The sequence below is a fragment of the Kocuria sp. genome, assembly GCF_030536815.1.
Taxonomy (GTDB): Bacteria; Actinomycetota; Actinomycetes; order Actinomycetales; family Micrococcaceae; genus Kocuria; species Kocuria gwangalliensis.
The window spans coordinates 1-12,115 of sequence record NZ_JAUNPE010000072.1 but is presented as its reverse complement, the minus strand read 5'-3'; the positions used below and the strand labels follow the sequence as shown (position 1 = coordinate 12,115).

The following is a 12,115-nucleotide window of genomic DNA, read 5'->3' as shown; positions in this document are numbered from 1 at the left end:
CCCCACGCCACCGCGAATAATCCGGCGGCCACCCGCGTCCAGGGTTTGATGTTCACTGTTCGGTTCCTCGATCCACCAGATGCGCTGCGGTACAAACTGCATGGTAAGTGCCGCTGTGAGGATCACCAATTCACGGGCCCGGCCCCCCGCGGACCGGGCCCGTTCAACTACGCATGGCCGATTCAGGCCCGGCGATGCACCGATTGCGGCATCAAGTAGGCGCTCAGTCCCTCAACGCCGAATTCCACGCCCAAACCCGAATCTCCTCGTCCTCCGAACGGAGCCGAATGATTGGATGCGAAGAAGTTGATCCCCACGGATCCCGTGTTCATCCTTCGGGCCACCCCGCGGGCCTTGTCCTCATCCGCGGAGAAAACGATCCCACCGAGCCCGAACGGCGTGTTGTTGGCCAACTCCACCGCGTGATCCTCATTCTTGTAGCGCAGAATCGTGATGATCGGCCCAAAGATTTCCTCTCGCGCCACCGTCATCTCCGGCGTCACATCGGAAAGAACGGTGGGTTGTACAAAGAATCCGGAGTCCATGTCTGCGCGGTCGCCGCCCGCCGCTATGCTCGCGCCTTCCTGGTGAGCTGACTCGAGAAACTTCAGGACCGTCTCGAACTGAGGGCGGTTGGCCATCGGGCCGAAAACGGTGGCTTCGTCCAACGGGTCTCCCTGCGGGGCTTCCCCCACGGTGCGAGCAACCATCTTCACGACGTCCTCGTAGCGGGACTCGGGGGCCAGGATCCGGGTTGAGATGTAGCACGTCTGCCCGGTGTTGCGCATGCACGAACGGATCAGCACGGATGACATGTGGTCCAGATCCGCATCCTCGAGGACTATGGCTGACGATTTACCGCCCAGTTCCAACGTGACCGGTTTGAGGCTCTCACCACAGGCTGCGGCGATCTTTCGGCCCACGGGGGTCGAACCGGTGAAGGCAACTTTGCGCACCTTGGGGTGGCGCACCAATTGATCGCCCATCCGGCCGCTGCCCGTCAGGACATTGACCACACCGTGGGGCACACCCGCGGCCGCGAGGGCATCCACGATGAACCGCACGGACAACGGAGTCGGTGAGGCAGGTTTGATGACCACGGTGCACCCCGCCAGGAGCGCAGGGGCCAGCTTGGCCACAACCAAGTTGATGGGGAAGTTCCACGGAGCGATCAATGCGCAGACGCCCACCGGATCCTTGTAAACAGAAGTTTCACCCACACCATTGGGGAACGGGCGGGTATCGTCCTGATCCAACCAGTCCGCCAGCCCGGCAAAGTAGCGGAAAATGCTGGCGGCGTTGGAGGCCGCGTTCGTGGTTTCGGAGATGGGCGAGCCATTTTCGCGGGTATTCGTGTAGCCCAAGGGCTCGCGCCGGGCCTCGATCTCGTCCGCGGCTCTGAGCAAGATCGACGCACGCTCGTGCGCTGTCAGCGCCGCCCAGCCCGGGAAGGCGTTGTCCGCGGCTGCCACTGCGCGTTCAAGGTCTTCCGGTGTTGCATCAGGCACGGAGGCCCAAATTTCTTCCGTGACCGGGTCCACGATCTCGATGCGCCGATCACCAGTGGACGGGATGTATGCGCCATTTATGAAGTGGTCGTTCTCGTGCGTGTACGGAAGATCCAGGCTCTCTCGTCGATGACGTGCCTTGTTCAGCTCCAGTGTCATACCAGGACGCTTCCTTTCAGCAATGCCCGTGAGCGCGTCAGATCTGCCTCCGCCATGAGCTGTGCGGCGGAAGTCTGCAGTTCAGGCACGATCTCTTCTTCAAGCCGATCCATGTATGCCGCGGGGGTCAATTTGAACCACGAGGACGCCAAGGCGATGCCCACGGAATCGAATCGCCACAGCCGATCGGCATCACGCACCAGTGCGTCCTCGAGGGACTTGGCGTCCGGGCGGGTGTCGTGGCCGTCAATGATCTCCGTTATCCGACGGATGAACTCGTCCCCGTAGCCGAGTTCGGAAAGTACCTCTTGGGCAATCAGACATCCCTGTCGCTCGTGCTCGAATCGAATGTCGGCCTTCCGCCAATCACCCGAGAATCCCTCGGACAGGATCCGTTCCTCGTCGACACGCCCCCACCCCGTATCGTGCAACAGGATGGCCACGCGAACCACCAGGTCGTCCGCTTCCGGATACACGTCGCACAGCCGCTCGGCGTAAGCCAGCGAAATGGGCAAATGAATATCGTTGCCGCGGGCCCGCGTTTCGGGAATGACGCTCTTCCAGATCGGGTCCAAATCGGTTGATTCTGACGGTGTGGTGCTGATGGGCTCGGTATTGACTGTCAGCGCGGTCTCGATGGTCATTGGTCCAGCTCCTGTTCTGTGGGGGGAACGGCCGATTCCTTGAGCCGTCTCTCGGTGTCAGCGGCAGTGCCCGCGTCAATGGTCAGTGCCTTGGACAATGCGGACTTCACATCCATGAAATCCACGGGAGAATTGACGCAGTCCGCAGCAATGAGCCGCCCTCCCCGGTAGTAGAGCACCGAGAATTTACCGTCGGAACCGTCCCGGCGGACCACCGTCTGATCGTGCCCCGTGGACAACCCGGCGATCTGCAATTTGTACGGCCCCTGGTTCGACCAGAACCACGGAATCGATTGATATTCCTCACGACGGCCGGTCAGCGAATACGCCGCCACTTTCGCGTGTTCCACGGCGTTGTTGACACTTTCCAACCGCAGACGTTCCCCCTCAGGGGCTCCTGGAATCGGATTGGGAATATTCGCACAATCCCCAATGGCCACGGTGTGACCGTCCGAAGCAAGCGCATACTCATCCACCTGAATGCCGTTGTCGCAGCGCAACCCCATGGTTTCCGCCAGTTCGGTGTTGGGAACGACCCCGATTCCGACCAGTACGATGTCTGCCGGGACGACGTCGCCGTTGTCCAGGCGAACGCCGGTGACGCGCCCGTGTTCTCCCTCGAAACGCTCCAGGTTCACACCGACCCGCACGTCGATTCCCTGATCGCGGTGGGCGGCCAGGAAGAACTCTGCCGTTTCTTCCCCCACCGCTCGACCGATCAGCCGTGGACCTGCTTCCAGTACGGTCACGGTCTTGCCCATTGCACGGGCGCTCGCAGCAGCCTCGAGTCCGATGAACCCGCCACCGATGACCACGAGATTCTGGGCATCCGGCATCCGGGCCTTGAGATCCAACGCATCGTCGGCATTGCGCAGGTACAGAACACCGTCGAGGTCAGTTCCCTCCAGGGGAAGACGGCGGGCCCGCGCCCCCACGGTCAAGGCGAGTTGTTGGAACGGGAAGGTCTCTCCCGTCACGGAGACGGCGGTTCCCGACCCATCGGGCTTCTTCTCGATGCGTTCGATCCGCTGGCCCTTGACCACGTCGATGTTGTGTTCTTCCCAGTACTCCGGTGCTCGGAAGATCAGCTTTTCCTTGGAAATCTTGTCCTGCATGAAGTCTTTCGACAGGGCGGGGCGCTGATACGGCCGATGGTCCTCCTCCCCCAACAACGTGACCGGTGCCGTGTATCCCAGAGCCCGCAATGATCCTGCGAGCGCGACCCCTGATTGGCTGGCTCCGATGATCAGGAGCCCGTGATTGTTCTCCGCAGCCATCTCTACACCTGCGTCTTAGGAGTGGTCACATGCAGGTCCGTGCCGTCCTCGACCGGCAGCTGGCAGGAGAGCCGGGAGTTCGGCCGGCGATCTTCTGTCGTGCCGTAGAGCATCTCGTCCTCCATGTCCTCCATCTCTGGGAGCTTGTCCAGGTCCTCGTCGTCCACGAACACATGGCACGTGGCGCAGGAGAGCGAACCTCCGCACTCTGCGACGATCCCCGTCACACCGTTGCGGACCGCGGTCTCCATGACGGAGTCTCCGGCGGTTGCGTCCACGGTGCGCTGGTTGCCTTCTGAATCGGTGAAAGTAACGGTGGGCATGAGGTGGTCCTTTCTGCTGTCACCCGTGGGTGATGCGGAAGTTGTCAGATGAACTGTCGGCCGCCGTCTACGACGAGGGTCTGGCCGGTGACGTAGTCGGAGTCCTGACCGGCCAGAAAAAGCGCGGCACCCACGATGTCCTGTGGCTGGCTGGCCCGTTTGATGGCCCCGCGGTCGACCCCGTACGTGGCGGCGTCGGGCATCAGCCCGTAGCTTGCCTCGGTGAGGGTGAATCCGGGAGCAATGGCGTTGACGGTCACACCCCGCCGCCCCAGTTCTTTGGCCATGACCCGGGTCAGTCCGATCACTCCGGATTTGGAGGCCACGTAGTGCAGCCAGTTCTCCGAGCCGGAATAGACCGTGGCTGAGGAAAGGTTGATCACGCTGGATCCCTCGCTCAGGAGGGAACTGCATGCCCGGGCGCACAGCCAGGGGCCCTTGAGGTTCACGGCCATCACCGCGTCCCATTCCTCGGGGTCGATCTCTTCCATGGGTGATCTGGTGACCGTGGCGTAAATGGCGGCGTTGTTGATCAGAACGCCGAGGGCACCCCCGCTGAAATCGCCCACCTCCCTGGCCATGGCCTCCGTGGACGACACCGAGGTGACGTCCACCGTGGTGGCCATCGCCTGCACGCCCTCTTCTTCGGCCAGCCGAGCCGTTTCCTGGGCGCCTTCGAGATTGAGGTCAGCGGCTGCGACGTCGTACCCGCGCCTCGCAAAGCCGAGCGCGAAGGCGCGACCTAAGCCGCCGGCTGCACCGGTGACGAGGACGGTGGATCGTTGCGCTTGGTGGTTCACGCAACCGCCCCCGCAACGTCGGGGGCGGTTGCGGCGGTGTTCTCGACGTCGTCCAGGACGGTCACCGTGCCCTTGGTTCCGTCCACGCGCAGTCTCTGACCCGTGCGGATCTCGCGCGACGCCGAGCCGGCCCCCGTGACGGCGGGCAGACCGTATTCGCGACACACGATGGCAGCGTGGCTCATCATGCCGCCGATGTCCGTCACAGTGGCCGAAATCTTGCCGAAGACGGGACCCCAGGACGGGGCGGTATTGGGTGCCACGAGGATTTCCCCGTCCTTGAGTGTGCCCAGTTCCAACGCGGACGTCACCACTCGCGCAATACCCTCAACCACCCCGGGTGAGGCAGCCATGCCCTTGAACACACCCTCAATTTCTTCGCCGTCACCCAACCACTGGGCCACCTGTTCGGTGGTGATGCCGTAGAGCATGGTGGTGAACGGCTCGGTGATGAACTCCGGCGGCGTGTTGAACGCAGGCTCGGCCCGGTTGGATTTCAGGGCTGCGATAATTCCCGCGCGGCGTTCGATCTCGGTGGGCCAGTAGTCCGGGCCGATAGCTTGGGCGCCGATTCCCCATCCGTTGACCAAATCGAAGATCACGGAGCGGACTTCATCGCGACCCAAATACAGGATGTCGGAAGGGTCGTTCCAGAAACCCGCATCCACGAACAACTGGGACAGCTCCCGGACCTTGCGCCAGAAGGTTCCCATGGTCCAGTGCTCGATGTAGAAGTTGTGATTTTCCACGTACGGGTACGCCAGCCGGGCCAAGGCGATCTTCGCATCGAAGACCTCTTGCATCTCTTCATCCAGCAGGTCTCGATATTCCCCGATGATGCGTTCCCGCTCCGCCACGAGCTCTTCCACGGAGCGGGCCAGGTGGGCGCCTTCCTTGGCGCGGCGGATGTAGTCGGCAATGAAGCTGAGCGGGATCTCCATGTGGTCGATCCAGTACTGATCATGACCGTAGAAACCGTTACCCGTGGTGAAGTTGAACCACGGATCCTTGGACTCCTCCAGGACACCCAGCCACTTCTGGCCGTTCTCCGCCGCGCCGATGCGGGACAGAGTGGCGTCCGCATCGTCCGGCTGATCGAAGTGCTGCTCCAGACCGAGTTCGATCGCGAGCAGCGCGAGCTTCTTGAGCTCGTCGTCCGGGCGGAACAGTTCCATGTCCTCGCCCTGAACCATGGTCGCGATGTTCTGGTCCGGGATGCTCGGGAAGGCCTCTTTGCAGAATCCGAAGAAATCCAAGTAGGCGATGTAGCCCAGGTTCAAGAATTCGAAGTGGTACTGCCAGTTCTGATAGGCCAGGTCGATGAGCTTGTCGTACGACCGGAAAAGTTCTTCCGAGCCGTCACGTCCCTTGCCCGAGGTGATGTCTTCGAGGGGAACCACGTCCGGCAAGGATCGGAACTCGATCGCTTCCATGTCCCGGATGGTTCCCTTGACCTTGGTGTACCAGTTGGCGAGCAGGCTCTCCCAGTTCTCGAAGTAATAGCCGGCGCGTTCCTCGAACTGCGCCACGCGGTCGGCCACCTGGTCCTCGGGCACCGAAATGGGGCTCATGTAGAGGTAACCCTGATGAATTCTGTAGTCGATTCCGTTGGCCGTGGGAATCATCAAGTGACGTGAATTGAACTCTCCGAGCTGCCGGATCGCGAATTCACAGCCAATGGTCTCAAAGGGTTTAACCACCACGGGCCATTGCTGGGAGTTCTGGAACCAGAATTCCCGGCCGTCCACGTCCTTCCGGTTTTCCTGGAAGGTCAAGTAATAGGGGTACAGCTTCTCCCAACCTTCGGCTCCCTGGGGAGTTTCAACACTGAACGGGCTGGGGAATGATTTGATCTCGGGGCTATTATCCACGTGAATGTTCCTTCGTTCGCGCTCCGTGCGTGGCACGGAAGTGGCTGGCTCTACTTGGCGTTCTTGGACAACAGCGCCGCGGTCAGTCCGCCCATCCCGGTGGCGGGCTTCTTCTTGGCGGGCGCAGCGCCGTCCTTCTTGGACGAGTGCACGGTCTCGGGGCGTGATTGCAGCAGGAGAAGGTTCTCCCCGTCCGGAAGGTCCTTGTCGAAGGCCCATTCGATGTCCTGCGGGCACTTGTAATGCTTTTCGGCGCGTTTTGCCATGCTGGCCACGGCCTGCAGCTGGTCGTCACTGAGACAGCGGCGCGAGCGGCGCTCCTCGTCCACTTCCACTTCCCTGAGAGCCGCGGACTCAGGGTCGGGAACCAACTCCGCATGCTTGTCGCCAATGTGCTCGCTCACCACCACCAACGTGACTTTGTCCAACTGGAGGTTGTCGGGCGTGACCTGACCGGAAACGACCATTTCTCCCACGCCGTACGACGCATCAATGGTGATCTTGGAACGGTCCCCCGTCGCGGGGTCCATGGTGATAGCCACACCGGAGGTTTCGGAATTGACCATTTTCTGAACGGCGACCGCCATGGAGAGGTCATCCTCGGGAATGTTGTTCTTGAGGCGGTAGAGGATCGCACGGGACGTGTACAGGGACGCCCAGCACTTGCGAATGTGCTCCAGAACCGCCTGCTGGCCCGTGAGCCAGAGGTAAGTGTCCTGTTGGCCGGCAAAACTTGCATCCGGAAGGTCTTCGGCGGTTGCTGAGGATCGCACCGCGACGGGAGCAGGCCGCTCAAACCCTGCCTGCAAGGCCTCGTACGCATCCACGGTCTGCTGCCTCAGGTCCTCCGGAACCGCCCGAGAGCAGATCTCATCACGGATTTGCCGGGCCACTTCTTCCACATGGTCGACATCTGTCACGTCGATACCCGAAAGCAACCGACGGATGTCTTCCTTGATGCCAGCGGCGTCGATGAAGGCGTCGAACAAGTCGGTGGTCACCGCGAACCCGGGAGGAACGGGCATACCGGCCGCGGTCATGGACACCAGGGAGGCGCATTTTCCTCCCAGGCGCTCAAGCTTGGGTTCGCCTCCGCCGTCGAAAAATTCAATGAATTGAGTGTTCTCCATGAATCAGGACTCCCAGGTGACGGGCACCGCAACGGGTGCGCGGAATGACAGGTTTTCGCCGAATTGAATGTGGTCCGGATCGACCAATTTCACATGGGGCGCCAGCGCGAGTGTTTCTTCCAACGTGATTTTCGTCTGCAGCTTGGCCAGCATGTTCCCCAGGCAGTAGTGGATCCCGAATCCGAACGCGAGGTGTTCGCGAGAATTCGAACGCTCGACATCGAAGGAATCCCCGTTCTCGAACAGGGATTCATCACGATTGGCGGAGCCCATGACCAAAAGCAATTGCGCGCCTTCCGGAATCTCCGTACCGCCCACCGTGGCGTCCTTCAGGGCTTTGCGACGCCACGCCACGATGGACGGGCTGTAGCGAAGAACTTCATCCACGGCGCCCGCAATCTTCTTGGGGTCGTCCTGAAGTTTTTGCCACTGCTCGGGATGGGCCAACAACACACGCAGAGTGTTGGCGATCAGGGTGGTTGTCGTTTCATGTCCTGCGAACAGCAGGCTGTAACACACGGATGCGATCTCATGGTCGCTGATCTCCGCCCCGTTTTCCTGGGCCTTGACCAGGTCGGCCACCAAATTGTCACCACCTTCGCGGTGAGCTTTCTCCACCATGCTCAGACATTTCTGCCAGTAATCCACCAAGTTGTGAGCGTGAGGAATTTGTTCCTCATCACTCAGGTCCGCCCAGGTCATGGCTCCCCGGGAATTGGACCATTCCTTGAACTGGTCGATCTGGTCGGTGTCCTCCCCGAACAACGTGAGAATCGTGATGGTGGGAATGTCGTACGCCAGGTCCTTGAGGAGATCACCCTTGCGATCCGGGTGCTCCAACATCCGCTGCAGCAGTGTCCGCACGTTGTCCCGGATGAAGGGTTCCAACACTTTGTAACGGCGCGGGGTGAAGGCCTTCTGCACGACGCTGCGAATGCGCGTGTGCTCGGGTGGGACTCGCGCTGACAGACCGGAGTACGCCGTGAACCCGCCATCTTTCATGATCTGCTTGGCTTCGGGGCCGCGTTCGCGCACGGGGGCCTGTGCGTTCTCGGAGCTGAAGGTTTCCCAGTCCCCGAAGACTTCCTTGATGTCGGCATGCCGGGTCACGACCCAGCAATCGATCCGCTCGTCGTACATAACCGGTTCTTCGTCACGAAGATTCCGGTAGGCGGGGAACGGATCATTTTGCTGAAAAGGCTCGTAGCCATGGTGGGCCACCGGGCAGGCACCCATGGTGGCCTGGTCAACTGTGCTGTCCTGTGAGGCACTCATCGCGATCCCTTCGAACGTTGCGAATGTGAGTGCCAGCTTGGCGCATGACCTAGATCACACCAAGATCCGTTATTCACTGAGTGAATATGGAAAACGGCTCTGCCCGAGCCCCCGGCATTGCCGCAGGTGGGCGGCTCACGCACCGCCCGGGGTCATGACACGCAGGATGGTGCTGAGGGGAACGTGAGCGGTGGCCAGCTCAATTTGGCGAGACACACCCCGCAGTGTCGGCAGATGCCGGGTCATGTTCCCCGAGCTGGCCGAAGCCATGACCAGGCCGAGGCCGGCCCCAACGGGCCCGTCACGATGGAAGACAGGAACCGCAATCGAACAGACCCCCGCCCGGACTTCTTCCGCGGCCGTGGCAAAACCCTGTTCTTTCACCGTCACCAGTTCATCCCTCAGACGAGCGGGGTCCACATGCGTGTGCGGGGATACGGCGTGCAATCCCTGCCGGAAGAGGGCCTCGCGGACCCAATCTTCTTCGTATGCCAAGAGAACCTTGCCGACAGCCGTAGCGTGCAGCGGTAACCGGCCACCCACCCGGGAGGCTCTCGGTACGCGCTTGGAGCTGTAAACCCGTTCTATGTACAGGGCATCCGAGCCATCCCTGATGGCCAGCTGGGCGGTTTCGCGGGTCAATGAGTGCAGGTCCTGGATGAACGGGCGAGAAATGTCCCTCAGCTGTCGGCCGGCGTGCTGCCCCAGTTCCCATAACCGCATGCCCACTTGATACCGCCCGTTGTCATCACGGCTCAGCGCCCCCCAGGCCACGAGTTCGGAGAGCAGACGGTGGGCGGTACTTTGCGGAAGTCCTGTGAGCTCCACGATTTGCCCCTGGCTCAACGGCCTGAGCTGCATCTCGAAGACCTCCAAGATGGCCAGCACCTTGGACGTCACGGACCGTCCTGGTTCGGACGAACCTCCTGCCATGTCCCCTCCCTGGGTGCCGCTCTCGCCACATCATTGTCGTCGGGTCAGGGCACTGAGCGCGGGCGAATCGTCCATGGACGCAATGCCCGCAAACCCGGCCGCCATGATTCGTGCCTGTTCGGTAAATAAATGATCATGGACACGATAACCGCACAGCCGGTGTGCTTGATCGTGGTTCAGATCGAACCACCCCATCACGGTGGCCACTCCATGGGGCGTCAGACGCCAGACCTTGTCGGCGTCCTTGACCAGGGCGTCATTCACCGACAGCGCAGTGGTTCGAGAGTCGTGGCCGTCGATTATGCGTGCGATTTCCTCCACGTCCGCGGCGTCATAACCCACCGCGGCGAGGATCTCCCTGGCGATCCTCGCGCCCGCCACTTCGTGGTCCCTGACCAGGTCCGGGCGCCCCCCACCGGGAGCAATGGCCGAAAGCACTAACTCCTCGGGGACCTGTGACCACCCGGTGTCATGCAACAAAATCGCCGGCAGCACGATCTCCGCCCTCGCCTCGGGGATCAGCTGGGTCAGTTGTCGGGCAATGCCGTACGCGTACAAGGAGTGCACATCGTTGCTGCGGACTGTCAGGAAGTCCTTGGCCCGGTCCCAGACGTGTTGTTCCTTGTCCGACAGCCCGAAGATGCCCTGGACCTCAGTCGCCGCGGGAATTTTCGAGGCCACGTCGGAGGCCGGCGAGTCGGGTGTGTTGTGCTGCGTTGGCTTCATAACGTCATTGAATTCGGTGGAAGCCCACGGATCAAGCGGAAGATCTTTGACACCGTCCATGGCGCAAATGACAATCGAAGCATGAGCGCAGACCAACAGGACTCCCGAGCCCCCTTGGTCACCGCGCCCACCATTTACGACGTCGCCCGCCACGCGGGTGTTGCACCCTCCACGGTTTCGCGCACGTTCGCCCGCCCGGGGCGGGTCTCGTTCACGACCGCCGAGAAGGTCAGGGCGGCCGCCGAGGAGTTGGGCTACCGCGTGAAATCCGCCAACCGGTCGGGTCTGGACGGCGAGCGGCGCACCAACATGATCTCTCTGATGCTCGCGGACATCTCCAACCCCGTGTTCTTCGAGCTGATCCGCGGGGCGGAGGAGGCGGCGTCGAAGGCCGGGTATCTCGTGCTGCTCAACAACACGCACGAGGACGACCGCGCGGAACGCGCCATCATTGAGCGCACGCTACCCATGGTGGACGGTGTGCTGCTCACGAGTTCGCGCATGTCCGATTCCGCGATCCGCATGATGGCCAAGCAGAAGCCCACGGTGGTGGCCAACCGCGCGGTGAACGGTGTGGCCTCCGTGGTCCCGGACAATGCCCGGGGCATGCGCCGGGCCGCCGAACACCTGGCGTCATGCGGCAGACGGAATATTCTCTACGCCGCCGGCCCGGAGGCCTCCTGGTCGGACGGCATGCGCTGGCGGGCCCTGCGCGAATCCGCCCTGGAGCTCGAGCTGAAAGTCCATCGCACGGGTCCGTTCGAACCCACCTCGGAGGGTGGCCGCAAGGCGGCTCGGCGCTGGCTCGACCATCGCGTGCCCGCCGTGGTGCTCTACAACGACCTCATGGCCATGGGGTTCCTGCGCGAACTGCGCCAGCACAGTGTGCGGATCCCGGATGAGGTGGCCGTGGTCGGGTTCGACAACGTACAGGAACTGGACCTGATCAGCCCCTCGCTGAGTTCCGTGGCTGCACCCATGCACGCGATCGGAACCACGGCCGTGCAGAATCTGCTGGCCATGGTTCGAGGAGCCACGCACACGGCGTCGAAACCCGTGGTGGTCCCGTCCCGGCTGGTGGTCCGCGAATCCAGCGCACTGCCCCTGGCTCACGGCTGAGAAATTCAGCAACTCACGGCAACCCATTGCCTGCGCCTGTGTTCGCGGCTGGGATGGGGGTATGTCAACGTCGATTGCAGCCCACCCCGACCGTTTGCTGCCGGCTGACCCGGACACCCGGGCCATTGCCCGCAACCTTCTCAAGCAGGTCGAGGACCTGCCGATCGTCTCCCCGCACGGACACGTGGATGCCCGGATCATTGCGGACAACACCCCGTTCCCGGATCCCACGCAACTGCTCATCAGCCCGGACCACTATGTGACCCGCCTGCTGCACGCCAATGGCGTGAACCTCTCCGACCTCAACGTGGGCAAGAGCAACGGCGCCGACCCGCGTGAGGCCTGGCGGA

12 protein-coding genes are annotated in these 12,115 nt (G+C 62.1%); 2 read left to right on the top strand and 10 right to left on the bottom strand.

Annotated elements, in window-relative coordinates:
* Positions 1 to 182 precede the first annotated feature (182 nt).
* From Q4E95_RS08100 to Q4E95_RS08055, 10 genes are all read right to left on the bottom strand, one after another.
* Positions 183 to 1,667, bottom strand: coding sequence for an aldehyde dehydrogenase (locus Q4E95_RS08100; RefSeq protein WP_303382818.1), 1,485 nt, complete (start codon positions 1,665 to 1,667; stop codon positions 183 to 185).
* Entirely contained in the window at positions 1,664 to 2,311 is a 648-nt protein-coding gene (locus Q4E95_RS08095; RefSeq protein WP_303382817.1) for an HD domain-containing protein, read from the bottom strand. The genes Q4E95_RS08100 and Q4E95_RS08095 overlap by 4 nt, the downstream gene beginning before the upstream one ends.
* On the bottom strand, positions 2,308 to 3,588 hold the full coding sequence (locus tag Q4E95_RS08090) for an NAD(P)/FAD-dependent oxidoreductase (RefSeq protein ID WP_303382816.1): 1,281 nt from the start codon (positions 3,586 to 3,588) through the stop codon (positions 2,308 to 2,310). Before Q4E95_RS08090 ends, Q4E95_RS08095 begins: the two co-directional genes overlap by 4 nt.
* A gap of 2 nt (positions 3,589 to 3,590) precedes the next feature.
* Entirely contained in the window at positions 3,591 to 3,911 is a 321-nt protein-coding gene (locus tag Q4E95_RS08085; RefSeq protein WP_303382815.1) for a 2Fe-2S iron-sulfur cluster-binding protein, read from the bottom strand.
* A 44-nt stretch (positions 3,912 to 3,955) separates the two neighbouring features.
* The gene (locus Q4E95_RS08080; protein WP_303382814.1) at positions 3,956 to 4,711 is read right to left on the bottom strand and encodes an SDR family NAD(P)-dependent oxidoreductase; all 756 of its coding nucleotides are present in this window, start codon (positions 4,709 to 4,711) and stop codon (positions 3,956 to 3,958) included.
* The gene (locus tag Q4E95_RS08075; RefSeq protein ID WP_303382813.1) at positions 4,708 to 6,582 is read right to left on the bottom strand and encodes a PEP-utilizing enzyme; all 1,875 of its coding nucleotides are present in this window, start codon (positions 6,580 to 6,582) and stop codon (positions 4,708 to 4,710) included. The genes Q4E95_RS08080 and Q4E95_RS08075 overlap by 4 nt, the downstream gene beginning before the upstream one ends.
* 50 nt (positions 6,583 to 6,632) lie before the next feature.
* Positions 6,633 to 7,712 (bottom strand): PEP/pyruvate-binding domain-containing protein, encoded by a 1,080-nt coding sequence (locus Q4E95_RS08070; RefSeq protein WP_303382812.1) that lies wholly within the window; start codon positions 7,710 to 7,712, stop codon positions 6,633 to 6,635.
* Between the two features lie 3 nt (positions 7,713 to 7,715).
* Positions 7,716 to 8,987 carry a cytochrome P450 gene (locus Q4E95_RS08065; protein ID WP_303382811.1) on the bottom strand — a complete coding sequence of 424 codons (1,272 nt, stop codon included), beginning with the start codon at positions 8,985 to 8,987 and terminating at the stop codon, positions 7,716 to 7,718.
* Positions 8,988 to 9,122: 135 nt separating this feature from the next.
* Positions 9,123 to 9,920 (bottom strand): IclR family transcriptional regulator, encoded by a 798-nt coding sequence (locus Q4E95_RS08060; protein ID WP_303382810.1) that lies wholly within the window; start codon positions 9,918 to 9,920, stop codon positions 9,123 to 9,125.
* 30 nt (positions 9,921 to 9,950) lie between these two features.
* Positions 9,951 to 10,646 (bottom strand): HD domain-containing protein, encoded by a 696-nt coding sequence (locus tag Q4E95_RS08055; RefSeq protein WP_303382809.1) that lies wholly within the window; start codon positions 10,644 to 10,646, stop codon positions 9,951 to 9,953.
* A gap of 81 nt (positions 10,647 to 10,727) precedes the next feature.
* On the opposite strand from Q4E95_RS08055, the gene Q4E95_RS08050 reads away from it, so the two are divergent.
* Positions 10,728 to 11,765 carry a LacI family DNA-binding transcriptional regulator gene (locus tag Q4E95_RS08050; RefSeq protein WP_303382808.1) on the top strand — a complete coding sequence of 346 codons (1,038 nt, stop codon included), beginning with the start codon at positions 10,728 to 10,730 and terminating at the stop codon, positions 11,763 to 11,765.
* 61 nt (positions 11,766 to 11,826) lie between these two features.
* The coding region (locus Q4E95_RS08045) for a glucuronate isomerase (protein WP_303382807.1) at positions 11,827 to 12,115 on the top strand (289 nt) is incomplete at its 3' end.

Coding starts and splice junctions, on each gene's coding strand:
- Q4E95_RS08100 (WP_303382818.1), bottom strand. CDS start 1,667: ATGACACTGGAGCTGAACAAGGCACGTCATCGACGAGAGAGCCTGGAT.
- Q4E95_RS08085 (WP_303382815.1), bottom strand. CDS start 3,911: ATGCCCACCGTTACTTTCACCGATTCAGAAGGCAACCAGCGCACCGTG.
- Q4E95_RS08050 (WP_303382808.1), top strand. CDS start 10,728: ATGAGCGCAGACCAACAGGACTCCCGAGCCCCCTTGGTCACCGCGCCC.
- Q4E95_RS08065 (WP_303382811.1), bottom strand. CDS start 8,987: ATGAGTGCCTCACAGGACAGCACAGTTGACCAGGCCACCATGGGTGCC.
- Q4E95_RS08070 (WP_303382812.1), bottom strand. CDS start 7,712: ATGGAGAACACTCAATTCATTGAATTTTTCGACGGCGGAGGCGAACCC.
- Q4E95_RS08095 (WP_303382817.1), bottom strand. CDS start 2,311: ATGACCATCGAGACCGCGCTGACAGTCAATACCGAGCCCATCAGCACC.
- Q4E95_RS08060 (WP_303382810.1), bottom strand. CDS start 9,920: ATGGCAGGAGGTTCGTCCGAACCAGGACGGTCCGTGACGTCCAAGGTG.
- Q4E95_RS08090 (WP_303382816.1), bottom strand. CDS start 3,588: ATGGCTGCGGAGAACAATCACGGGCTCCTGATCATCGGAGCCAGCCAA.
- Q4E95_RS08055 (WP_303382809.1), bottom strand. CDS start 10,646: ATGAAGCCAACGCAGCACAACACACCCGACTCGCCGGCCTCCGACGTG.